The organism is Pseudoalteromonas sp. S554, from assembly GCF_005930865.1.
GTDB classification, from domain to species: domain Bacteria; phylum Pseudomonadota; class Gammaproteobacteria; order Enterobacterales; family Alteromonadaceae; genus Pseudoalteromonas; species Pseudoalteromonas marina.
The window spans coordinates 1-23,226 of the sequence record NZ_PNDV01000024.1 but is presented as its reverse complement, the minus strand read 5'-3'; the positions used below and the strand labels follow the sequence as shown (position 1 = coordinate 23,226).

The 23,226-nt window shown below is 37.6% G+C and carries 24 protein-coding genes, 2 tRNA genes and 1 pseudogene; 16 read left to right on the top strand and 11 right to left on the bottom strand.

The genetic code is table 11. The annotated features are described in order from the left end of the window. Nucleotides 1-3: 3 nt before the first annotated feature. From CWB65_RS06225 to CWB65_RS06215, 3 genes are read right to left on the bottom strand one after another with little or no spacing between them, the layout of a single operon-like run. Nucleotides 4-1,470: a type I restriction-modification system subunit M gene (locus CWB65_RS06225; RefSeq protein WP_138740177.1), complete on the bottom strand. Its 1,467-nt coding sequence runs from the start codon at nt 1,468-1,470 to the stop codon at nt 4-6. After that, the gene (locus tag CWB65_RS06220) at nt 1,467-3,623 is read right to left on the bottom strand and encodes a DUF262 domain-containing protein (RefSeq protein WP_138740176.1); all 2,157 of its coding nucleotides are present in this window, start codon (nt 3,621-3,623) and stop codon (nt 1,467-1,469) included. The genes CWB65_RS06225 and CWB65_RS06220 overlap by 4 nt, the downstream gene beginning before the upstream one ends. Next, entirely contained in the window at nt 3,623-5,098 is a 1,476-nt protein-coding gene (locus CWB65_RS06215; protein WP_212750944.1) for a type I restriction-modification system subunit M, read from the bottom strand. Before CWB65_RS06215 ends, CWB65_RS06220 begins: the two co-directional genes overlap by 1 nt. Before the next feature lie 479 nt (nt 5,099-5,577). Between CWB65_RS06215 and CWB65_RS06210 the strand changes: the two genes are divergently transcribed. After that, nucleotides 5,578-6,276, top strand: coding sequence for a hypothetical protein (locus CWB65_RS06210; RefSeq protein WP_138740174.1), 699 nt, complete (start codon nt 5,578-5,580; stop codon nt 6,274-6,276). Nucleotides 6,277-6,421: 145 nt separating this feature from the next. On the opposite strand, the gene CWB65_RS06205 is transcribed toward CWB65_RS06210, so the two are convergent. Continuing rightward, nucleotides 6,422-6,601: an AlpA family transcriptional regulator gene (locus CWB65_RS06205; protein ID WP_138740173.1), complete on the bottom strand. Its 180-nt coding sequence runs from the start codon at nt 6,599-6,601 to the stop codon at nt 6,422-6,424. 124 nt (nt 6,602-6,725) lie between these two features. Between CWB65_RS06205 and radC the strand changes: the two genes are divergently transcribed. Genes radC through CWB65_RS06185 form a run of 4 tightly spaced genes read left to right on the top strand, consistent with a single transcriptional unit; the run spans nt 6,726 to nt 8,496 of the window. Continuing rightward, the gene (gene radC, locus CWB65_RS06200; protein WP_138740172.1) at nt 6,726-7,199 is read left to right on the top strand and encodes a RadC family protein; all 474 of its coding nucleotides are present in this window, start codon (nt 6,726-6,728) and stop codon (nt 7,197-7,199) included. Nucleotides 7,200-7,211: 12 nt separating this feature from the next. Then, nucleotides 7,212-7,631: a DUF2787 domain-containing protein gene (locus CWB65_RS06195; protein WP_138740171.1), complete on the top strand. Its 420-nt coding sequence runs from the start codon at nt 7,212-7,214 to the stop codon at nt 7,629-7,631. 11 nt (nt 7,632-7,642) lie between these two features. Next, a complete protein-coding gene (locus tag CWB65_RS06190; RefSeq protein ID WP_039488704.1) occupies nt 7,643-8,203 on the top strand; it encodes a tyrosine-type recombinase/integrase in 561 nt (186 codons plus the stop codon). A gap of 53 nt (nt 8,204-8,256) precedes the next feature. After that, nucleotides 8,257-8,496: a hypothetical protein gene (locus CWB65_RS06185; protein ID WP_036984567.1), complete on the top strand. Its 240-nt coding sequence runs from the start codon at nt 8,257-8,259 to the stop codon at nt 8,494-8,496. 173 nt (nt 8,497-8,669) lie between these two features. Here the strand turns inward: CWB65_RS06185 and CWB65_RS06180 are convergent, their stop codons facing one another. Next, nucleotides 8,670-9,341 carry an inovirus Gp2 family protein gene (locus CWB65_RS06180; RefSeq protein ID WP_138740170.1) on the bottom strand — a complete coding sequence of 224 codons (672 nt, stop codon included), beginning with the start codon at nt 9,339-9,341 and terminating at the stop codon, nt 8,670-8,672. Between the two features lie 458 nt (nt 9,342-9,799). On the opposite strand from CWB65_RS06180, the gene CWB65_RS06175 reads away from it, so the two are divergent. Next, a complete protein-coding gene (locus tag CWB65_RS06175) occupies nt 9,800-11,083 on the top strand; it encodes a hypothetical protein (RefSeq protein ID WP_138740169.1) in 1,284 nt (427 codons plus the stop codon). A gap of 6 nt (nt 11,084-11,089) precedes the next feature. Here the strand turns inward: CWB65_RS06175 and CWB65_RS06170 are convergent, their stop codons facing one another. Further along, nucleotides 11,090-12,295 carry a tyrosine-type recombinase/integrase gene (locus tag CWB65_RS06170; RefSeq protein ID WP_138740168.1) on the bottom strand — a complete coding sequence of 402 codons (1,206 nt, stop codon included), beginning with the start codon at nt 12,293-12,295 and terminating at the stop codon, nt 11,090-11,092. 304 nt (nt 12,296-12,599) lie between these two features. Between CWB65_RS06170 and CWB65_RS06165 the strand changes: the two genes are divergently transcribed. Continuing rightward, a complete protein-coding gene (locus tag CWB65_RS06165; protein ID WP_033025232.1) occupies nt 12,600-13,136 on the top strand; it encodes a YaeQ family protein in 537 nt (178 codons plus the stop codon). A gap of 22 nt (nt 13,137-13,158) precedes the next feature. Next, nucleotides 13,159-13,764: a PGAP1-like alpha/beta domain-containing protein gene (locus tag CWB65_RS06160; protein WP_008128336.1), complete on the top strand. Its 606-nt coding sequence runs from the start codon at nt 13,159-13,161 to the stop codon at nt 13,762-13,764. On the opposite strand, the gene CWB65_RS06155 is transcribed toward CWB65_RS06160, so the two are convergent. After that, complete coding sequence (locus CWB65_RS06155; RefSeq protein WP_008128335.1) at nt 13,761-13,970, bottom strand: hypothetical protein; 210 nt, start codon at nt 13,968-13,970, stop codon at nt 13,761-13,763. The two genes, CWB65_RS06160 and CWB65_RS06155, sit on opposite strands and share 4 nt — an antisense overlap. Nucleotides 13,971-14,296: 326 nt before the next feature. Here CWB65_RS06155 and CWB65_RS06150 point away from each other — a divergent pair, with 326 nt between their 5' ends. Further along, nucleotides 14,297-14,770 (top strand): Dps family protein, encoded by a 474-nt coding sequence (locus CWB65_RS06150; RefSeq protein WP_006793845.1) that lies wholly within the window; start codon nt 14,297-14,299, stop codon nt 14,768-14,770. Between the two features lie 70 nt (nt 14,771-14,840). Here the strand turns inward: CWB65_RS06150 and CWB65_RS06145 are convergent, their stop codons facing one another. The 3 genes and pseudogenes from CWB65_RS06145 to CWB65_RS06135 form a co-directional block, all read right to left on the bottom strand. After that, the gene (locus CWB65_RS06145; protein WP_138740167.1) at nt 14,841-16,916 is read right to left on the bottom strand and encodes a S9 family peptidase; all 2,076 of its coding nucleotides are present in this window, start codon (nt 16,914-16,916) and stop codon (nt 14,841-14,843) included. 144 nt (nt 16,917-17,060) lie between these two features. Then, nucleotides 17,061-17,624: pseudogene (locus tag CWB65_RS06140) on the bottom strand (chitin-binding protein). Between the two features lie 193 nt (nt 17,625-17,817). Further along, nucleotides 17,818-18,474 carry a cytochrome b/b6 domain-containing protein gene (locus CWB65_RS06135; RefSeq protein WP_138740166.1) on the bottom strand — a complete coding sequence of 219 codons (657 nt, stop codon included), beginning with the start codon at nt 18,472-18,474 and terminating at the stop codon, nt 17,818-17,820. A gap of 98 nt (nt 18,475-18,572) precedes the next feature. Between CWB65_RS06135 and CWB65_RS06130 the strand changes: the two genes are divergently transcribed. The 3 genes from CWB65_RS06130 to CWB65_RS06120 all read left to right on the top strand — a co-directional run bounded on the left by CWB65_RS06130 (nt 18,573) and on the right by CWB65_RS06120 (nt 20,290). Beyond that, nucleotides 18,573-19,277, top strand: coding sequence for an AzlC family ABC transporter permease (locus CWB65_RS06130; protein ID WP_008128327.1), 705 nt, complete (start codon nt 18,573-18,575; stop codon nt 19,275-19,277). Then, nucleotides 19,274-19,573, top strand: a complete 300-nt coding sequence (locus CWB65_RS06125) for an AzlD domain-containing protein (protein ID WP_006793840.1) — start codon at nt 19,274-19,276, stop codon at nt 19,571-19,573. Before CWB65_RS06130 ends, CWB65_RS06125 begins: the two co-directional genes overlap by 4 nt. Before the next feature lie 219 nt (nt 19,574-19,792). Further along, nucleotides 19,793-20,290, top strand: a complete 498-nt coding sequence (locus CWB65_RS06120; RefSeq protein WP_138740165.1) for a glutathione peroxidase — start codon at nt 19,793-19,795, stop codon at nt 20,288-20,290. A 115-nt stretch (nt 20,291-20,405) separates the two neighbouring features. On the opposite strand, the gene CWB65_RS06115 is transcribed toward CWB65_RS06120, so the two are convergent. After that, nucleotides 20,406-20,591 carry a PA3496 family putative envelope integrity protein gene (locus CWB65_RS06115; RefSeq protein ID WP_010558095.1) on the bottom strand — a complete coding sequence of 62 codons (186 nt, stop codon included), beginning with the start codon at nt 20,589-20,591 and terminating at the stop codon, nt 20,406-20,408. A 381-nt stretch (nt 20,592-20,972) separates the two neighbouring features. Here CWB65_RS06115 and CWB65_RS06110 point away from each other — a divergent pair, with 381 nt between their 5' ends. From CWB65_RS06110 to CWB65_RS06100, 4 genes are all read left to right on the top strand, one after another. After that, a complete protein-coding gene (locus CWB65_RS06110; RefSeq protein WP_008128323.1) occupies nt 20,973-21,770 on the top strand; it encodes a YggN family protein in 798 nt (265 codons plus the stop codon). A gap of 865 nt (nt 21,771-22,635) precedes the next feature. After that, nucleotides 22,636-22,776 carry a hypothetical protein gene (locus CWB65_RS19850; RefSeq protein WP_008128321.1) on the top strand — a complete coding sequence of 47 codons (141 nt, stop codon included), beginning with the start codon at nt 22,636-22,638 and terminating at the stop codon, nt 22,774-22,776. 217 nt (nt 22,777-22,993) lie between these two features. Next, nucleotides 22,994-23,084 (top strand) — tRNA-Ser (locus CWB65_RS06105). Between the two features lie 49 nt (nt 23,085-23,133). After that, nucleotides 23,134-23,226, top strand: a tRNA-Ser gene (locus tag CWB65_RS06100).

The window sequence follows — 23,226 nt, the reverse complement described above, 5'->3', positions numbered from 1 at the left end:
CGTTTAAGCCAATACCTTGAATAATGAATTTATACTACTTGTTAAATTTTCTGAACTTTTTTCCCAAGCATCAAAAGAGCCTTCAACTGAAACAACTTTATTTTCAACTAAACGAGACGATTTTACATAGTTGGTAACAAGGAGTGAGCCATCCTTTTTCATAATCTCTTCAACATCAACAAGGCGTGCAAAGCCTTCAATATCTTCAAACTTTGTATATGCATTAAAAATTTTCTCAATGTGTTCATCAAGTAGGTATGCGATAGTCTTTTCATCTTTGACCTCATTGAAAGCATTGATAAAAAGTACTTTTCCTTTAGTTTTTTCACTTTTATTGGTACGCCTGATTAATAAAGCTGACTCCATTGAAGAGTTATAAAAGAGGTTTTTTCCCAACGCTATTACACATTCCACCGTGTCAGTCGACATCATTTCCTTACGCATTTTCTTTTCATTATCTCTAAAAAGAATGCCGTGAGGCCAAAGTTGAACGCAACGCCCGTTTTTTTCATCCATGCTTTTATGGATATGTTGTTCAAAAGCGTAGTCTGCACAACCTTGTGGAGGTGTGCCCCACAAGTTACGTCCATAAGGATCACTTTCAAAGGCTTTGCGATCCCATGACTTTATTGAATACGGTGGGTTAGCGAGAATAACATTGAATTTTTTTAGCTCGTCATTTTCAAGCAAGCCTGGATTACTCAAGGTATTACCACGAACAATATCGAACTCTTCAATGCCGTGCATAAACATGTTCATACGAGCAATGGCTGAGGTTAATAGGTTAATCTCTTGGCCGTATAATTTAAGGGTGCGGTATTCTTTGCCTTCATCTTTCAGGTGCAAGGCACAGTTAAGTAATAAACCACCCGAGCCACAGGTCGGGTCGTATACAGACTCGCCCGGTTTAGGGTCCATTATCATAGTCATTAATTTAACCACGGTACGGTTGGTGTAAAACTCTGCTGCGGTATGGCCGCTATCGTCAGCAAATTCTTTAATTAAGTACTCGTAGGCATTACCTAGCTTGTCGTCTGGTACATTTTTTAAGTTAAGGGTGTGCTGTGAGTAGTGCTCAATAAGGTTAGTGAGCATGGCATCGGTTAGCCGGTCTTTATTGGTCCAGCTGGCATCGCCAAAAATACCATCTAGAGTATCGGGGTTGGCCTTTTCAATGGCACGCATGGCATTTTGTAGTGCTAAGCCAATGTTAGTAGTGGTTTCGCGTACATCGTTCCAGTGCGCGCCTTCAGGGATTAAAAAGTTATGGTTTTCAGCAAAGGCTGCATACTCTAAATCGCCATCACTTTCTGCTAGTGCGTTTTCAAACTCTTCATCGTATACATCTGATATACGTTTAAAGAACATAAGCGGGAATATGTACTGCTTGTAGTCACCGGCATCTATTGTTCCTCTGAGTGCTGTAGCTGCGCCCCAAAGGTATTTTTCTAATTCTTGTTGGGTCATCATGCTGATGGTTCCTCTTCTAGTGCGCTTTCTTCTGCTGCACTAGTCACTGGTGATTCATCTAAAAAGGATAAGTGTAACAATGATAATTTTTTGCTTTCGCTACCCATATTGAGGTGCCAACGGGCTTCCATAAACCTTAATAATGCTAGACCCCTATCTTTAATTTTTTCAGGCGTCCACTCATCATCTTTTCCCAAGTCGGCAACTTCTAATTCAGAGTAAGAACCGTTATTGTAACCGCTACGAATTACTTGGCCATTTTCATCTTTTTTGGTGTCTTTTTTATCCGGGAAATCATCATTTTGCAGTTTAATATTCACACTCAATGAAAGTGGTAACAAATTACCTAAGGAGCCTTTTAGAAAACGCTTTTGTTCACCTGTAAAGTGTCCAAAACGTGTTAACCAATAATCGCTCTTTGGTGTTTGTGGAAATATATGTTCTATAGAGATTTTGTCTTTCTCATGGGTAATAAAGTTTTTCCAGTCAAACTTAGCTACGCCGCGTGATTTTTTTAACTCTTCTTCATACTCAAATAAGAAGTAACGTAAATCACTCCAAGCGTAAAAGCCCTCCCCATTAGGACCGAACTTTTTATTAATAAACGTTTCAAAATGGCTAGTTTTAAATGTGCCGTCCTCTTCTAACGTCCAGGCTAAATCTTGAGTGAGTTCACTATTAATATTTACCAGTGTTTCAGAGACATTTTTTGAGGTGTATAGCGTTCTAGCTAAACGGTAATATGAACTACTGCGATAGTTAGATTGTGCTCGGCATAATCTGAAAGCTACAAAAATGAATCGCTCAATCGCATTTAATATTTGCAGTCTTTGTAGGTCGCCTTTTTCTGTTCTTAAAAATAAAGCCATAATAAGAGGTCGAAAATAACCGATTTTAACTCGGTTTATTTTATCCATTATTATCTGTTCTTGAGGTGATAATACCTCTGATGAATTGGGGAAAAATGCGGCATACCAATATTTAGCAGCTGATTTTAAGCTATCAACGTAATCACTAATATCTTTTAAAGAAAGCTTGGCTTTCTTTGTTGTTTCAGGGCCAAACTCCTCAAATGAATCATCATCATCGAGGTCAGTATCGTCAACCAACTCTTCAACAACATTGATTTGTTGTGTTGATACATCAAGCTTTTCAAACACACTTTTTGGTGAGAAAAAATCATCTAACAAAAACCTAATATAGTCATTACCTTTAACTCGACTATATTTGAAATACATTACCCAATGAGCACGCAGGAAGTCATCGTCGTTTAATGGTGCTTTTTTGTTTCGACCAAGTTGATTATATATTTCACCCCAAGTATCGTTGATTTTTTTACGTATTGTCTCTTTTACGTCTTCTTTAACCTCTTCAGGGGTATAAAGAGTAGTTAGGTATATAAGCCGATTTTTTAATAGTTCTAAATCAGATAGCTTTTTGCCACGATTATTCATGGTTTCAAAAGCTACAAAAACATCAAAGTTGTCATCAATCTCATAAAGGTTAAATAAAAACTTTTGAGTTAGCTTTTCGTAGATATCGGAAAGAGAGTCTATACCGTTACTAATCACGTACTTGTTGATATTTTCAGTAAAAAACACCTTCGCATTTTCTAAGTTAAGCGTGTAGAACGTTTCTGTAAGTGTTCCTGGACTTTGTTCGTTAAAGATTCGATAACGTAAAAACTCAAATGAAGGGTTATTAGCCTCATAACCAAATTTATAAGTTTTAGTGATACGGTGCTTTGGCTCTGTGATGACTATGTAATTTTTTATTACTTCGCTAAGCGTATCATCACCAAGAAAAATATCTTCCTCAGAAATACCGTCATTACTTGGGTGAGATTTAACAGCCTCGACTAAACACTGCAAAAAAATAGATACTGTTGTAAGCCGTTGCTGACCATCAACAACAAAATAAGGTTTATACCTTTTAATAAGCCACTGTTCATCATTCCATTTTGAGGTAGTTGACTCTGGCACTTCCTTTATAGACAAAACACCTGTGTAATGAGAACGCCGCTTATCTAAACTAATTAGATCCTCCCAAAACTCTACAAGTTGCTTTTTACCCCAAGCATAACCTCGTTGGTAATCAGGAATTCGAAATAACTTTTTATTAAAAATGTCTTCCAAGGTTTGTAATTCTTTCACTACAAAAACCTCGCTAGAACTTGTTTAAATTTATCTTCTGCCTCAAGGCTTGCTTGCCAGGCTTGTTTTAAATCGGCCATTGCTTCTTCTACTGATGGCAGGTTGTCTTCAATTATTTTTTCAACGTAGAGTGGTATATTTAAGTTAAAGTCGTTTTCTTTTAACTCGTCCATTGATGCTACTTTTACGTAGTTTTCTACATCTTGATAGTTGTGATACCAGTCGTAAATTTGTTGAACGTGGTTAGGTTCTAGGAAGTTTTGCGCACGGCCTATACGAATTTGGTCTGAAGCATCTATGAACAGTACTTTGCCTTTTTTATCGGCTGGTTTATTTTGCTTAAACACCATGACACAGGCTGCTAGTTGCGTGCCGTAAAATACGTTAGGTCCTAAACCGATAACCGCTTCAAGCATGTCTTGCTCTAGCAGTTGCTTACGGATTTGGCCTTCAGCGGCTTTTCTGAATAATGCGCCATGAGGTAGTACTACAGTCATACGGCCGGTGCTGTTCATAGATTTAACCATGTGCTGCACCCACGCCATGTCACCATTTCCTTTTGGTGGTACACCGGCTATGTTACGGCCATAAGGGTCATTAGCCCAATTTTCAGCGCCCCAATCCTTTAATGAGAACGGTGGGTTGGCTATTACACAATCAAAGGTTTTAAGACCATCGGCTTCAAAAAAAGCCGGGTTACGCAGTGTATCGCCACGTAATATTTCAAAGTCTTCTATGCCATGTAAAAACATGTTCATACGGGCAATAGAGCTAGACGTTAGGTTTTTTTCTTGGCCGTAAAGTTTTAACGTTCGGTAGTCTTCATTATTGTGCTTTAGGTTATCGACACACTCAAGTAACATGCCGCCCGTACCACATGCTGGGTCGTAAACAGTTTCGCCTTCGTGTGGGTCTAAAATCATTCCGAGTAAATGCACCACTGAGCGAGGCGTATAAAATTCACCGGCTTTTTTGTTAGTTAGATCGGCAAAGTGTTTTATAAGGTATTCGTAGGCATTACCTAGCATATCAGGGTCAACGTTTTGATTACCTAATATGTATTGTGAAAAGTGTTCAACTAAGTCAATGAGTAAGGCATCAGACAACTTATTTTTATTGCTCCACTGTGCATCCCCAAATATACCGTAAAGGTATTCTTGGTTGGCTTGCTCTATACCACGTAAAGCGCTTTCAATCGCTGCACCTACGTTAGTGGTTGTTTCACGAATATCTTGCCAGTGGCAGCCTTGCGGGATTTCAAAGCGGTGCATTTCTGGCAGTGCTGCGTAGTCTTCATCGCCATCTGACTCTTCAAGCGCTAGGCGGTACTCCTCGTCATACACATCAGATATACGCTTAAAGAAAAGTAGCGGGAATATGTATACTTTAAAGTCGGAGGCATCTACTGGCCCTTTTAAGATCCAGGCTGCCTTTGAGAGGTACTGCTCTAGCTGTGAGAGCGTTATTTTTTCCATTATTAAATCTCGTTGTATTTAACTTGCTATAAGCTGAGGATTTCTAGGCTAAATTATACATTAATGAGCATAGTAGTTGATGGAAGCTTAATAAATACAGTGGCATGGTATGTTGCTCATATCCATATCAAGCTGTACTGACTCAATCTAACGCTAAACAATCCCTTATTACTGACAGAGTAAAACAAACTTAATGAGTTGAACACTCCTAAGTAAATATATTAGCTATCCCTTACTAACAGCCGAACTTATACACACCAAAATTAAATATTATTTGTAACGTTATTGGTTACTTATGAAATATCGCTGTTGACAGCACCTATTATTTTAAGACATCATATTTGTGGTGCTTAAAAGGGCGCCTCCCCACCCCAAAGGGAAATCTCCTCAGGAGAACCTAACTATTCAAATTTAACGTTTTTTTCGTCATTGTTTTTGGTGAGGGGTGCACTTTGTTCAATGGCTTTGAGGAGAACGTCATGTCAGGTACAAATTCAAATTTAATTGCACACGTTAAAAAACGTGCAAAAAAACTATATAAACAAAACCCAGTAAAAACACACTCACAATGCTTAGAAGAGTGCTCGCGGGATTTAGGCTATCGTAATTATCACGATTTAATGCGACAAGCTAATTCGTTGCAGCATACTGAGTCTTTCAGTCAAAGCGCTGCATCTAGTATTTGCTTACTGGATAGAGACTCTGAGATTATTAACTTATTACTTGAAGAATGTGTAGTTAATGAGAAAAAAGGTGTGCTAATAAATAAGTTTTGGAATTTACTACTTTACCCTATAGATAAAGAATCACCGCTAGAAGACGTTGAACAATTAACTCGACAAAAAATTGATAAAGAAACACTGAAGGAATATGGTTATTCTTTTTTAGAAAGAACAGAGCCACAACTCAAAGATTTCGGCTATTTATTGTTGGCAATGAGCCATTACTTCAGATCTTTGATGGATAACTGTAGGTACCAAATTGCTGAACACCCTAAATTTACTGATTACTTTGGACTTTGGCTTCGTAGACATCAGAATTCGAATAATGAAAGAGATGAATCACCCACCCTTGAAAAATTAAAACAATTTTATACTTTTAATGAAAATGAGGAATTATTTAAAGGTAGTACCAGTTGGGCACCTAAGTGGTGGCTTGAGGAACAGGGCCGTATTTAAGCTTCTAAACTCCATATTTAAATATTAGATCAAATGGAGGGGTAGGCCATGCCTACCCCTCCATTTATTAATAATTGAACTGCTAAGGCTCTTAATACAAGTAACAGTTTACTTAATCATAAAATGATGAAGTGACTACATAAGCCTATTCCCTTTCCCCTAATCTATCCATTATCCAATCATCAACTTCTGACTCAAGCCAGGCTACAGATTTTGCACCCAACGATACTTGCTTTGGGAATCTGCCATCAGTCATAAACTCATAAATTGTTGAGCGGCCTAGTGATGTTTTTTCGATTACTTCTTTTAATTTGATTAAACGCATGGAATTTCTCCGGTTGGTTATTAGTACATAACCTTTCCGGGGTCAGTATTTTTTTATGCCCTCAAACAAAAAACTTACACACATACATCACTTACTTGCATGAACCACTTAAGAGGAATTTACAATGCAAGGTCAAAAATCGTTATATGAATTTAAACACCCCGTAAATGATGAGCAAATACTTGAAGCAGCTGCATACATAATCGCTAAGAAGCAGTTTAGAGATGGCGTTTTAAATAGCCCTAATGATTGTGAAGAGTACTTAAAACATAAATTAGCGATACATGAACATGAAGTATTTGCCGTACTGTTTTTAGATAGCCAAAACCGCATACTGGAGTTTAAAGAGCTATTTAGAGGCACTATTAACGCTGCCAGCGTTTACCCTAGAGAAGTCGTTAAAGAGGTGCTAGAGCTTAATGCTGCGTCCGTTATATTGGCGCATAACCACCCTTCGGGCGTTACTACGCCCTCTCAAGCAGACAAGCTTATTACTACCAAATTACAGCAGGCACTTAATCTAATTGATGTATCTGTGCTTGATCACATCATTATTGGCGAAAGCACGTATTCATTTGCTGAGCATGGCTTAATTTAAAAGGAGTTAGATATGGCGTTACAAATAGAGCAAGTACCAGGCTTAAAAGTGCCTGACTCTTTTATTGATGTGATTGTAAGTGCAGTTATTGAGAGAGGTGATTCTGTAGGTGGGACAAAGGCGGTTACTATAAACTTTAGAGATCCAGATTACAGTCCTGAAGCTGGAGGCTTTCACCCTGTAGAGGTTAGGTTAGAAAAGCAGGCCACCAGCTGGCAGCTTGTTTATATTACTGACTTTTCGTATCAGGGCCGTCATACCCCTGAACTGATAAAAGAAATTGATGTGTGCTTTAGTATTAAGCAGGTTTATCACTTTTTAGCTGGTTGGTTAAATGCTAGGGAAGGTAAAGAGCTGTTAGCTTTGTTTATTTCGAACTTTGTTGATTACTACAACACAGGTTGTTATCAGGTTACGGTTACAACTGAATAAAGGGAGGTTTTATGGCTGAAGTACAAGCAGTTAAAAATCTTGATACAGTAAGGCTCGTTAGCTATTTACTAGAAAAGCGTTGCTCAAGACAAATGAGCCAAATATGGAACATTGGCTTAAATCTCGCGCTTAGAATATCTGACTTACTTGCAGTGAAGTTCACTGACATAAATAACGATAGGTTAATTATTTACGAGTCAAAGACCTCGAAATTAGCTGAAATAAAGCTAAATGATAAGGCACTTACCTTAATCAACGAAATTAAGCTTACTCATCCACACCACATCTACTTATTTCAATCATACCGAAATCAACAAGCAATTAACTCAAAGCCTAAACCGCTATCTCGTAGAGCGGTTACAAAAGCATTTGCGCTAGTTGGTGAAGAACTAAACATTCATTTAGGTACTCACTCAATGCGTAAAACACGCGGTTATCACTTGTATCAGAAAACCCACGACATCGCCCGAGTAATGAAAATGCTTCGCCATAGCTCCGAAGCAACCACACTTCGTTATATAGGCATAACACAGGAGGAAATAGACAAAGACTTTGAAGAACTAGAGCTATAACCCTTAGTAGCGTCATTCTGGCGCTGGTTTTACTTAATTAAAAGGAAGGCATTATGTCTTTAGATAAAGCTGTTTCGTGCGGCTTGGTTGGTAATGAGCTATCTAAACAGATAACTGGCAGTAATGACTCTAGCGTAAGCAGAACAGCTGTGGCTATAAGCTCCGGTGCAGCTGCTGGAGCGCTTACATCTGGCGCAATAGTAATTGGTGCAGGTGTCGCGTCTGCGCCAGTTACAATCCCTTTGGCGGTAGCTGGTGGAGTAGTTGCTGGCATTGCTAGTTTGTTTGATTAGTTAAATACGAGTGCTCATATAGAGCACTCTTTAAGGTGTAATAACACCGTTTATTTTTTAAGTTCTCATAATGGTATTTTGAGAACTTGCCAGCCCTTGTCGCATAAGGGCCTAGGTCTATTTAACTAGTTGAAGGTCTCAAAACACTGTTAAGTAGCTTAATGGGAAGTTGATTACCTCCTACTGCAACCAAAGTAATTATCTTTACTACCAAAAGCTTTTGTATCAACTTTTGCAAAATAACTGACTCTAAAAAATAGCTGTTTAAAATCCTCTGCAAAGTTTTCACTGTTTCTATTAAGCCTGTATGTATGATTATCAGGAAATTCTACACACTTACCTGCATCATAGGTTTCAATCCCTATAGCCTTGGCCCAAGCCCTAATTATACGAGAAGCCATATTATCACCATTACCTTGATAGCTACCTAAACCATAATAAGTGTCTTTATTCAGAAATATGGCGACATGATAATGAGGCATGCAAGAGCTATCTTGCTCTTTAACCCATATATATCTCAAACTACTGTGGTGGGCATTACCATTTCTTTTAATTTTACCTTTAATATCACGCTGTATTTCTAGATCTAGATTCTTAAAAAAGCTTGATATATGGGATGTTTGTAAACTTGCAATTTGATCAATAATGCCAAAGCTAATTGGAAACCTTAAATCGAACCTAATAGCTAAAGTCCTTGGGTGCTCATTCAGGCTTTGAGTTAAAACCTGCTCAATAGATATTAAATAATTTTGTATCAAGTCTCCGTTATTCCATACAGGAATATTCTTGTAGAAACCTCCTTTATTTATCACTAAGTTCCTATTAACTGGATGACGTTTATTCATTATTTTCCTCTTGATTTTGGTTAGTCACATAAGAGGTGTCTCCTTAGTAATTATTTATCCATTATTCCTTTATATGCTCGAAGAGGTAGTGCCGTGTATATATTACCTATACAGAAAAACACCCCATCAGGTTTGTGTGGTATGAATCAAAAAATCATAAGCTACCTAGTTGAATTTGACTCAATGAAAAAAGAGAAAAGTAGTACCGATGTGGGATCAATTCATCTGCTTATAAAGCTTAACATTTGCTTTTTAAAACTGACATGTAATAGAGTAAAAAATAAAAACATAGAAAACACACACCAAAAACAGCTGAGAGCTATTAAATTGGTACCAAAAAAGATTTATTATGTTACGTTTTTTTTACGAAATATATGTATTTTTTTATGAATTAATTACTTATTAAATACATTTTAGTTATGCTATAAACAGGTTTTATCTGACAGGGAATTACAAAAATGTCATGGCTAGAAGTATTCAAGAATGATGAAAGAACGCTGTATTGGTTGGTTAATTATATTCATCACAATAATTTATTGTGCGTTGAGTACTTCCCTACAAATATCGAACAAGCTCGTGAGATTATTCAAAGATGGGAAAGTGAATTTATTAATGGCGTAAGCGAACGTTCAAAACACCAATTAAGCAATATAATGGGGAACTACATTGCAAATGTTCTACCTATTGAGAGCTTTGATTGGCTATCAGTTAAAAACCCAAAACAACTATCTTGGGTACTTTTTTACATAAACCTTAACCCTATCCCACAGTTTCATTCCGCTCTACCAGATAAGTACTATAGAAATTTTGCAAGCAACATTGAGGAGGCATATCCGCTGATAATAAAAACTTTTGACGCAGCAATGACCCATGATGGACTTAAGCAAAACTATTTATTAGCCTTAAAATGCGCATATTCGCAATATGTAATAGGTAAAAGCCCACTTCCCTGGTTAGACATGAAAGATGAGGAAACATGTAGTTGGGTTTGGCGTTATCTAGTAGAAAAAGTAGAGGAGGCGTCGAAGCAAAAAGATGTGTTTCAATTTATAAAGCCTATTGATAACGAGACAATATATTGGTCATGTATTGCACTAATAGGTAATTGGGAGCTCTTAAAAAATCGCTATGTAGAAAATATTGATAAACCGCTTTTTAATCATATCAAAACAATCAAACCTTCTAACACTACGAGTGTGAATTTAAAAACAAATAAATCTCTTCCTACAGAGTACTTTTTAACAGCTCCCGATCTAGGGTGTAAGTATCAAATTAAATTTCATGCTGCCGACTTTACTATTAATCAGCTCACTACTACGCCCTCTACACCTCTAATTACATTAAATTTCGATAAGTTAATCAGCACAGATATCAGATTTCTCACTATTACTGCTCCCTCGACATCCCTAGTTGCATTTAAAACTATTGGTATTGTTAGAGTTAACTTATTACCTAATTGCACGTTTACTTACATTACCGAAAAACTTAATCAGCCTTCGGCTTTAGACGACTCTTTAGAAATTAATGGCACGCTACCCGTATCAGTAGATCTTTTACCTACTCAAAAAAATCTCATTGCCTACTTATACAACGCGCATAAGCAAAAAATACATCGTCAAAGAAATAATAGCTTATTAGGTTTAAATAAAGCCAACCAGAAAAAGCTAACCAACTACGCTAAAGAGCAGAATACCACTGAAAAAAAAGCCCTCAATGAAATAGTCAAAGCAATGCTTGATTAGGTTCTATTACTTTAAATTAGCTTGCTCAACAAACTCACTCCACCAGCCCATTATTGGCCTGCGTTGCTCTAAATAATCCGAGCGGTTATATGCCGCTCTTGTTTCGTTTTCATCTGCGTGGGCTAGGCAAGCTTCGACCAAAAGGCTATCGTAACCTTTCTCATGAAGCGCTGTAGAAGCAACGGAGCGCAAGCCATGGGCTACCAGCTTACCTTTGTAGCCTAAACTACGTTTAATAGCTGCATTAACCGTATAGGTACTTGCATGGCTCTTTTCATTACGCTCACTCGGGAATACATATTCATGGTGACCGCTGAGTGGTTTCATTTGATTAAGTATTGCTAAGGTAGCTGGTGTTAAAGGTACTCTATGGGACCTTCTACGCTTCATTTCTTCAGCTGGGATCACCCATACAGCATCTTCAATATTAATATCGGCCCACTTAGTGCCTGCGGCTTCCTTTGAGCGAGTCATAGTGTGCAGTTGCCACAAGATTAAAAGCCTGGTTTTATTTTGAATGGTTTGAGAATTATTTAAAGCAGTTAAAAAGTCAGGCAGCTCGTCAGGCTTAATAGTAGCCATATGCTCTACTGTATTTTTAGTAAATACTTTTATAATTTTTGCTAGTGGATTGGCATTGATAAAACCATGATTTACCGAGTAATCCATGATTTGATTTAAGCTTTGGCAAATACGCTTAATTGTTGAGTGTTTACCGTCACTCTCAAGTGGCCTAAGAATTTCAATGGTATCAATCGCTGTAATGCTTTCTAAAGGCGTATCTTTCAACTTGGGGAAAATGTACATCTCAAGCGTTCGCCATTCCCTAGCTGCGTGATGAGGTGTCACAGTAGGCTGTTTTCGTTCAAACCAAAGTTCTGCGGCAGCTAAAAAAGTATTCGCAGCTTTACGGCTCTCGGCCTGTTTTTTAGCTAGTTCATGTGCCTTTGGATTAATGCCTTGAGCCAATAATTCTTGGTACTCAATAGTTTTAGTACGTGCGTTAGCAAGTGATAGTGCAGGATAAAGCCCTAAAGGTAATTTATTAAATTTATTACTTATTGGATCTTTAAACTTAAATTGCCAAGATTTAGTACCGCTAGGTAAAACACGCAGTTGAAGACCGCCACCGTCAGAAAGCGTTTGCTCTTTGCCTGTACTAGTAATTGATTTTATTTTTTTATCCGTTAGACGAACTACAGCTCTGGCCATAATAAGCTCCACAATGCTAATTAAGGCTAGTATATATAAAATACAATCTCATGGGTACTAACGTGGGTACTAAAAATAGTAGAAGCAACAAGATTAGACTGGACAAATACGGAATAAAAACAGGTTAAACACATGTTTTTAATATGATTTAAGCATCTCTACGGAGTGGGGCGGAAGTTAATACAAGCGCCCAGGGAACCACTGGATAGCCATTTTTAACTCCTAACGTATATTTAGACGCTATTTTAACTGGCAATTCATTTAATTGCGCTATACTGGCGAAAATATTTTTAGATTAGTTGTTATGGCTCTTAAATCAACCATTATGAAGGCACAATTATCGCTTAGCGATATGGATCGCCATGTTTATCAAGATACAAGTTTAACTCTGGCTCAGCATCCATCGGAAACTGACCAGCGGTTAATGATTCGCCTGCTCGCGTTTGCACTTAACTATTGTGATGGTTTAGAGTTTACCAAAGGGCTAAGTGCTGATGACGAGCCAGAGCTGTGGCACGTAAATTACAGTGAAGAAATAGAGCTTTGGATTGAGCTAGGCTTACCTGACGAAAAGCGCCTTAAAAAAGCCTGCAATAAATCTAAAAAAGTTATCCTTTATACCTACGGTGAAAACAACCAGGCTATATGGTGGCAAAAACACCAACCAAAATTGTACGAATTTAAAAATTTAAGTATTTTTAGTTTAGACTATGCAGCAACACAGGCACTTGCAGACCTAGTTGATCGCAACATACAGCTTACAGTTACCATTCAAGATGGTGAGGTATGGGTTAACACTGATAATACAAATATTGAGATAAAACCACAGCAATTAATGTAATTGCAGTTGCTTTAGGGGTTATATGAAAGTTAAACACGTTATTGTTTTACATGGCTTGTATATGTCTGGCTTTGTTATGCGCCCCCTTTGCTCTAGGTTAGAGAGCTCAGGCGTTAACGTGTTAAACCTTACATACAATACTCTTGACCCAAATCGTGATGCTATTTTTAAACAAATAGATGAGTTTATTGGTAATGAGCCCACAGCCTTAGTATGCCACTCTATGGGTGGGTTAGTAGCTAGAGCTTACTTAGAAGCTAACTCAGACGCGAGCCAATTCGTTACAAAAGTAGTAACGCTTGGTACTCCGCATCAAGGCAGTCACATTGCACAAAAAATGAAACAAAAAGGGTTTGAAGCTTTTTTAAAAAATAGCGTTGAGTTTTTACTCACACAAAATGGTAACTGGCCATTTAAAGCAAAGCTTTATAGTATTGCTGGCGACCTACCAATCGGCTTAATGCCTCTTATTGTAAAGGGTAGCAAGTCAGACGGCACGGTTCTTCTTGATGAAACTAAACTAAAAGGTATGGCAGAACACAAAGTGTTTCACTTAAGCCATACCAGTATGATTTACTCACGTGAAGTGGTCGATTATATTTTAAAGTGTTTAGGCGAAGGCAGTTAATCTTCTGCTGCCTCAGCTATTTTATAACTTAGTATAACAATAACCCCGAGCACCAACGGAATTGGCGCAGCTATATAACCAAACACGTCTGAGTTAGCGATACTTGCACCCGCTAGATGAGCTACTAAACCAAGCACAAATGCCACCAGCGCAATACATACCACAATTAACTCTGCTTTATTTTGTTTGCCTGTTTTTGCATACATGTTCACTCTCCTAATTAATTCAACGCCATTATTATGCGCTTTCAAAAAGAGTGATTTTTGACCTAAATCAAAAAATAAATTAACAAATTTAATAACACCTTCTAAGCTTGTTTGAGATCATATTTTACGCAACAAACCACCTTAAAAAATTGAGGTGAATTTTAATAATTAGACCCCATGTCTGTATAGAGCAAACAAAACTTATGTACCAGTCATTTAATAGGTTTTAACTATTAATTCTATAGATATAAACAATTTTACTAATCTAACTAAAAAAGTAATACTTTACTCAAGTTAACAAACAAACGGTTCTTAAGGAGCAAGTTATGTCACATGTAAATGCAATTGGTTTAAACAGCGCAAAAAGCGACGACATTGTAAAATCACTTAATACTCTACTGAGCAGCTACCAAATACAATATATGAATGCTCGTGGTTTTCACTGGAACATCAAAGGCCGTAACTTTTTTGAATTACACGTTAAGTTTGAAGAAATTTATAACCTGTTACTTTTGAAAGTAGACGAGATTGCAGAGCGTATTTTAACGCTCGATGGCGCGCCGTTACATGCATTTTCAGATTACCTTGAAGTAAGTGAAATAAAAGAAGCAAAAGGCATAAGTGATGGTGTTACTGCCGTAGAAAATATATTAGCGGGCTACAGTACATTAATTAAAAAGCAACGTGAGATTTTAAACCAAGCAGGTGATGCAGGCGATGAAGGTACAGCATCATTAATGGGAGACTACATCTCTGAACAAGAAAAACTAGTTTGGATGCTAAAAGCTTACTTGGATTAAGCTAAACGTTATTCTGATTTTGAAAGCCTCAGCTACCACTGAGGCTTTTTTGTTTATTTAACAAAATGTATCATTCAACCAACGCAATAAAAAATGCCATTTCAAGTGCTTTTTCTTCCAAGCTTTTAAAGCGTCCAGATGCGCCGCCATGACCTGCGTCCATATCGGTTTTAAATACCAATATATTATTATCTGTTTTGTATTCTCGCATTTTAGCAACCCACTTCATGGGCTCCCAGTACTGCACTTGCGAGTCATGTAGGCCGGTAGTGACTAATATATTAGGGTAATTTTGTGCGCTTATATTGTCATAAGGCGAATACGATTCTATTACATTATAAAACTGTGGGTCGTTCGGGTTTCCCCATTCATCGTACTCGTTGGTGGTCAGTGGAATACTCTCGTCCAACATCGTGGTGAGTACATCTAAAAATGGCACATGACACCCTACACCACAATATAACTGTGGAGCTTGATTCAGCACGGCGCCCATAAGCAAGCCACCCGCACTACCGCCTGATGCAAATACTTTGCTGCTATCACAGTATTTTTGTTCAATCAGCGCTTTTGTTACGTCGATAAAATCACTAAAACTATTTTGTTTATGTGTTTTTTTACCTTGCTCATACCAATTGCGGCCTAGCATTTCGGAACCACGCACATGTGCAATGACATAAACAAAACCACGGTCAAGTAAGCTGAGCGACGTGCTAGAGAAGCTCGGATCAATGGTGTAACCATAAGCCCCATACCCATATTGAAACAACGGGTTGGTGCCATCTTTTTTAAAACTATCTTTTCGGTATACAACAGATGCAGGTATTTTGACGCCATCACGCGAAGTAATCATCAGCCGCTCAGACTCATAATCTGAGGCTTTAAAGTCACCTAATACCTTTTGCTGTTTAAGCAATGTTTTTTCACCCGTTATAAGGTCAACATCGTACAAAGAACCTGGAGTGGTTAAGCTTGAGTAATAAATGCGCGCCGTTTTAACATTGGGCTCTGGGTTCATTGCAACAGCAGCGTAATAGCAAGGATCGTCGAACTCAAGCGCCATACGCTTGCCTTCTTTATTTACTACAACAAAACGTGCTTGTCCTTGCTCTCGTTCGCTGAGGACTAAAAAATCATTAAAAAGCTCAACGCCTTCAAGTAATACATGTTCCCTGTGGGCTGTATGCTCTTGCCACTGAGTTTTATCAGCAATGGTCTGCTCGGTTGCAGTCATCAATCTAAAATTCTTAGCTTGCCAGTTGGTGACAATATAAAATGTGTCGCCTAACTTATCGATATCAAACTCATGACCCTCTTCTCTTTGCATAAGTGCACTAAAATTACCCTGCGGGTTATTGGCATCAAGCACCCACGTGTCGTTGGACTCAGTAGATGCCAAATCAATTATAATTAGCGCTTCATCTCGGCTTTTACCCAGTCCCATAAAAAAGCTGCTGTCTTGCTCTTCATACACCAACACATCTTGGCTTTGCGCACTTCCCAGCTCATGCCTAAATACTTGATACCCTAATAAAGTTTGCAGATCTTTTTTAACATAAAAAACGGTTTTATTGTCGTTTGCCCAAACAACTTGCCCTTCTGTATTTTCAAGCTCATCAGTGAGCATTTCGCCTGTTGATAAATTTTTAAAACGAACGTTATAAATACGGCGACCTTCAGTATCTTGTGAATATGCCATAAGCTGCTCATTAGGGCTTAATGCAACTTCCCCAAGGTCAAAAAATTCAAAACCTTGTGCAAGCTCGTTTACATCTAGCAAAAGGGCTTTATTTTCAGCTTTAATACTTGTGCTACGATAATGACGCGCATATTCATCGTCACCGCGCACTTCAGAGTGATACCAGTATTTTCCATCTTTGACGGACACGGAATTGTCGTCTTTTACAATACGCGCTTTTAACTCTTCGAATAAGGTATTTTGCAAGGGTTTAATACATGCTAATTGCTCATCGCAATAGTTATTTTCGGCTTGTAAATGTGCGAGTACTTTTTCATTTTTGCGCTCATCATCACGCATCCAATAGTAATGGTCGGTTCTTTTTTTATTATGTGTAGTTAATATGTGGGGCTGCTTTTCAGCAACAGGGAAATGAGGCAGCAAGCTTAAGGAGTAGTCTGAACTAGGCACAAATAAACCAAATTAAAGAAGTAATAATGCTCGCAGTTTATCATAAAAATAAAAAAGCCCACTCAATAGTTGAGTGGGCTTAAAGGCAACCGATTTATTCCTAAACCTGTAATACCTATGGGAAGAAACATGTAATTAACTAATTTATAATTGCAGCCAAGCCATAGCCCAACTTTTACCTATCCCTGGTTCAAATATTGAATGTGTATCCTTTGCTTTTCGACAAAACTCGTTAAAAGGCCAAGGCCTACATTGATATATGCAACCATCTTTAGGCTGTAACACCTTAGTACCTGCGTTATAGCGTTCACTATGCTCAGGGTAAACATACTCATACAAGCTTTGAGTACTCACGTCATGATCGTCGCATTTTGCAATACAATGAAAATCAATATGCGCTTTGCATATACCGCTACTTTGCAATGCAAAGATTTTATTATTCCGATAAGCGACTACTAAACCGTGTTCAGTCATTTTTCCTGCACTAACCAAAGGAATGTGAACATTAATGTATTCTGCTATCAAACGCGGCCAAGCGTGAGGTTCCCCTTGTTCAAATGAAGTAATTTTAAAATCAAACGATAAGCTAATTAGCTCTCATTGCATGTCATAAAAAGTTACTTTCACCACATCACCAATAAATAATTGAGTGTGATGATTTAAGCAACCAATTGTTGACCATTCCCCGCAGGCCAACGACGTATGCATAAACACGGCTACACCTTAAGAGTGACATAGTTTATTCATTATGAATAAACAAGAAGCACCAATAACAAGTAATACTGCAAACCATTCACTTGCCAAGGAAGTGCTAATTATAAGTACCCACCCCCTAACAATCAAACAAAAGAATGTAACCGAGATTTACAACCAGTAATTAAGGATTATTTTAAAGCTAAATTTATCCAAATAAGTACTGTAAAGGCTCTTGCCCCCAAGTAAATGCGAGTACAATTAGTAAGCCTGCAAATATAGCCCACGCGAGCCAAGGCGACTTAGTTAGGGAGCTTTTTACACCGTTTGATTTTGATGCTTTTTCTCCAGTAATCATTGCTTTTACTAAAGGCTTACCTTTAATCTTGTACACAACAATTGCCGCTATATGCAAGCCTATTGCATACAGCAATATGTCAAAATTAAGGTGATGCAGCCAATTAGCAAAATCGACCGTATCACTCGATACATATTCAACGAGCGGGCCGTCAGTTAAAATACCGTCGCTACTCATCAACCCGGTAATTAATTGCGTTGATATAAGCGTAAAAAAAGCAAGAACCATATAACTGCCAGGAGCAGAGTGTCCAATGGTGTCAATCGGGTTTTTAAGCCCCTGTAACACAGCCTTAGGTGAGTGAAACAAGCCACTTAATTTTGCTGTTCTGCTGCCAACAATCCCCCATACTATTCGCGTAACAATGAGCGCTAAAGTAAAGAACCCAGCAACAAAATGCAGCTCAATCATGCCCTCTTCTACACTAAAATATAAAACGGCAATACTAATGACTAATAGCCAATGAAAACACCGTATAAACCCATCCCATACTTTTATCGTCGTCATTGTGTTTACCCTCAAAAAAACAGTATTATTAAAATGCTAATCAACCTCATAATAAGGTGTCATTATCTGCCATTCTACAAGCCAGCAAGGTAAATGCTATGCAACCAGTTAAAAAAGCGATAATAAAAGGCTTTTTAGATATGCTTCCGCTTTGCTTAGCCGTTATTCCATGGGGAATACTCTGCGGCTCGTTAGCTATTCAAAATGGATTTACAGCTCTTGAAACACAAGCCATGTCGTTACTGGTTTTTGCAGGTTCAGCTCAACTTGTCGCTATTGAACTTATGGCGGGTAACACCCCCTTACTTACCATATTATTCACTACGTTTATAATTAGCTCTCGGCATTTTTTATATGGACTTGCTGTTAGACATAAAGTCATAGATCAACCAATGCGATGGCGCCTACCTGTTAGCTTTGTATTAACCGATGAATTATTTGCGTTTTCTCATCACCGTAAAGCTTATCGCACAAAAGTGCGTTTAGTTTATGCGCTTAGTGCAGGCTTTAGTTTTTACATCGCATGGAATATATGGACATTAATAGGCATTGTTGCAGGATCTATGCTTCCCGATTTAACTAACTTAGGGCTCGACTTTGCAATTGCAGCTACTTTTATCGCCTTGGTTATTCCAGGTATTAAAAATACCGCCTCTTTAGTGACTGTTATTGTGGCAGGTATTACTGCTACGTGGTTAAAAAGCACAGGGTTTGAATTATGGCTAGTGTGCTCCGCATTATTAGCAATGAGTGCAGGTTATACAACGGCAAGGCTAACAGCGAAAAAGGACACTAAAACATGATGACCACTATTTTACTCATGGCCTGCATTACGTTTTTTACGCGTTATTTATTTTTACACCGTGCATTGCCTTTTAAAGTGGGCCCTAAAATGCAGCAATTTTTAAGCTTTAGTGCACCGGCCGTGCTTACCGCTATTTGGGTTCCTATTGTATTTTTGGGTGACGAAGGCATAAACCTGCATTGGCAAAACCCTTACTTAAGTGCCGCTATTGTAGCCATTATTGTAGCTTATAAAACACACAACATTTATTACACAACACTTGCCGGTATGGGTTTGTTTCTAATTTTAAATTAGGGCTTATTACCCTCTAAAGTTAAGTTTTATCAGCCTGAGGATTGTTTATTATTTTTCACCTACAGGGATGTGAAATTAGGTATAAGCAATACGCAAAATTTAGCTCAAACTATACCAAGGCCGTTAGGTCACATATCTCGCGTCACGAATAAACTTTATACTTTATGTAAAACCTTTGCCGCGTTAAAGTATGCCTAACAACAATAATAAGAAGCCACCATGCAAAAATTTCATCAATTAAGCGCAACAAGTCTACAAGGCCAACCTATTAACTTTGATGACTTTGAGGGAAAAGTTGTACTCATTGTTAATACTGCAAGTAAATGCGGATTTACCTACCAGTACACATCTTTACAAGCGCTTCATGAAAAGTACGCCAGTCAAGGACTTGTGATTATAGGCTTTCCGTGCAATCAATTTGGCCAACAAGAGCCTGGAGATGCGTCGCAAATAGAGCAAGGGTGCTTAATAAATTATGGAGTCAGTTTTTTAATAACAGACAAAGTTGATGTGAATGGTAAAAATGCACACCCTGTATTTCGATTTTTAAAGTCAGCATTACCGGGGCTTTTAACTAGAAAAATAAAATGGAATTTCACTAAGTTTTTAATTGCAGCCGATGGCACGCCAATTAAGCGCTATGCCCCTTTTACTAAGCCAGAAAAGATAGAGCTCACTATACAAAAAGCATTAAGTAAGGCTAAAAGCACGCAGTAAAAAGTAATAAAGAGGCTATTAGCCTCTTTATTGCCAATGTAACAACTGCTTAAGCGTACTTGTCTGTGCACTTAGCTGCCGTTATTAATTGGTATTGTATTTATACTAGTGCAATTTAATCAATGTAATCGCTTAAGTCATCTTCGCCTAGATTTTTGCGCAAGCGTTTTTGCTCAAGGTAGTCTTCCAGCTTTTTCTTAACCTTTTGCTTGTTTTTATCGTGTTGATTTCGACCGACCATTTCGTATTCGTCTTCAACAAAATCATCATCTAGCGCATCGTAACTAAATGTCTTACCCACAACCCACTCCATAAAGTGTTTGAGACCAATTACGCTTTAATTAATGTAATTGGTAAATTAAAAAATTTAACACCAATATGCTGTGCAAATTAGCATCAAAGTAAAGCCACAAAGCCATAGTAAATAGCCTTCATGTCATTAATGTGAATAAATAGCGCTAAATTGCAATTGTGGAAAGTGAGAGTTTTTTATCGTATCGATAAATTTTTTTTATAAATTTATATTCGTTGGTGAATTTCACTAAAATATAGTCTAATAATAAAAATAAAACAGACCTTTAAACCCAGAAAAAAACACAAGCCATTGCTTTTGTTGATAAAAAAATAGTGGCACCAAACTTGTTATTAGTTATTTGTTATCAACAAAAAATAGAGTCATCACATGAAAAAATTACTATTAGTTAGCGCATTAATCTGTACACCTGTTGCTATGGCACACAACGATAATGATTCCACAATTTCATTTAGCAACGATCAATGCGACGTAGAGTTTAAAAATGATGTTCGCATCAAGCCAAACGAACTAGAAATTTTTACAGCAAAAAACCAAGCTATGCAATTCAACAGCAATGGCGATTTAATGGTAAATGGTGAGTTTGTAGCGCTTAATAACTCACAACGCCAAGCTCTTACTCAATACTCTGATAGCTTACGTATACAGCTACCCGAAGTCGCTAATATTGCATTAGACGGCGTAAAAATCGCTGGTGTTGCTTTGGAAGAAGTCGGTAATGCTTTTAACATTAATGGCTTAGACGATATGTCATCATTAATGGACGATATACGCGTAGAAGTAGAAAACACGTTTTATCAAGAAGGCACCTTTGTTATGGGCCAGCAAAGTTTTAACCAATTTGGTGAAAACTTTGAGCATCAGTTTGAAAAACAAATAGAAACAGCCGTTGAATCAGCAGTCATGCAATCTATGGGGAGTATCCTGGTCGCGCTTGGATCGGAGTTATTAGGTTCTGGCGGCGATATGGATGCATTCGAAGAACGCATGGAAAATATGGGCGCACAAATTGAAGAAAAAGTAGAGTTACACGCGAACAATTTAGAGCAACGAGCTAATTCGTTATGCGGTAATTTTGCTGAAATTGCAAAACAAGAAGAGCAGCTAGTAACGTTAGTTCCTGAGCTAGATGGTTATCAATTATTTACCTTTAAACACGTTAAATAACCCGCAATTAACTCACTATATTTAACATCCCTTCAGCAGCATTTTATTTTATTGAATGCTGCTTTTTTGTATCTGTTCTGTCTCTTTTTTCTCGTTTATGTTGTTCGGCTCAGAATAAGGGCCATTGGTCTAGTTAGTACTTGCCTAAGTAAACAACTCTATGGCTTTATACAAACATAGACTGCGTTCGTTATTTATCGTTATAAACAATAAAGATAAAAGCAGCGTTTTATGGACATAAATTTAACTCATATGCCCTCCCTGTTTTTGATCACACTAGAGATTTAATTATCCAATTTTTAGTGGCTCAGCAAGACTAAAATATTCAGCAAGCAATTTGCTCCAAAATTTATGCCCTTAGCAAAAAGCTGAGAGGCTCCATCCCCAGTTAGACACGTTTAAACGTAACTAACACTAAAGCGCCTGCCTCATAGCAGGCGCTTTTTATCTATTAGAGAAACACTCTATTAAAAAACCGTATTTTTAAGTCAATTACTATTTTAAATATCAAATTAACGACGATTTTTAATGCACTAAGCATAACCACTAGCTGCTATAAAAAAACCACAAAAATAACAATTAAAAACCAAAATAAAATAATCTGAATAATTACCCATTTAAAATAATCGAATATGCATAAATAAAAAACAAAATCAGTAAAAATACAATTAAAACAATAATATAAAAAGGATCAGGGTGAAATAAAAATTAAAAAACAGAAAAAACACAATTAAACATTTTATTAACAACCACTACTTCAGATAAAAATAACTAATGCCTCATAGGTAATTTTTATCGTTTTATTTTTGTACGCTTTGCATGCAAAATGCGCATGTTTTCAACAGACTTAAACCGGAGCCAAGTGATGAACCCTATAAATACATTAAACCAAACAGCAAACACACAAATTGCAGTTAAACCAACCAACCGAAAAGCAAAAATGCTAGCTAGGCTTAATACCCTTGGTAAAAAATTAGCACTTGGCGGCGCAGCGCAATATAAATAATCACCCAACCATGGTTATTTATTCGGTGCAGCAAACACCCAACCACTAAAAAGTCTCTTTTTTAGCTCCCACAGTTTGCTGCAACCTCTTTATTTTATTAATAATTGCCTTAATTTCCCCTAATTTGTAAAAAAACACGTATTTACGTCTATTTTTTAGGCAAACAGACATTTTGCTATTTACACACCCCCATCACCTAAGTATTATTCTGCGTCACGGAGAGATGGCAGAGTGGTCGAATGCACCGGTCTTGAAAACCGGCATAGGTTTGTAGCCTATCTAGGGTTCAAATCCCTATCTCTCCACCATATTTTAGTTGGTGGTTTTTTATATCATCAATACAACCGGTTATGCGTTGGAGAGGTGTCCGAGTGGCCGAAGGAGCTCCCCTGCTAAGGGAGTATAGAGTTTGTAGCTCTATCGAGGGTTCGAATCCCTCCCTCTCCACCA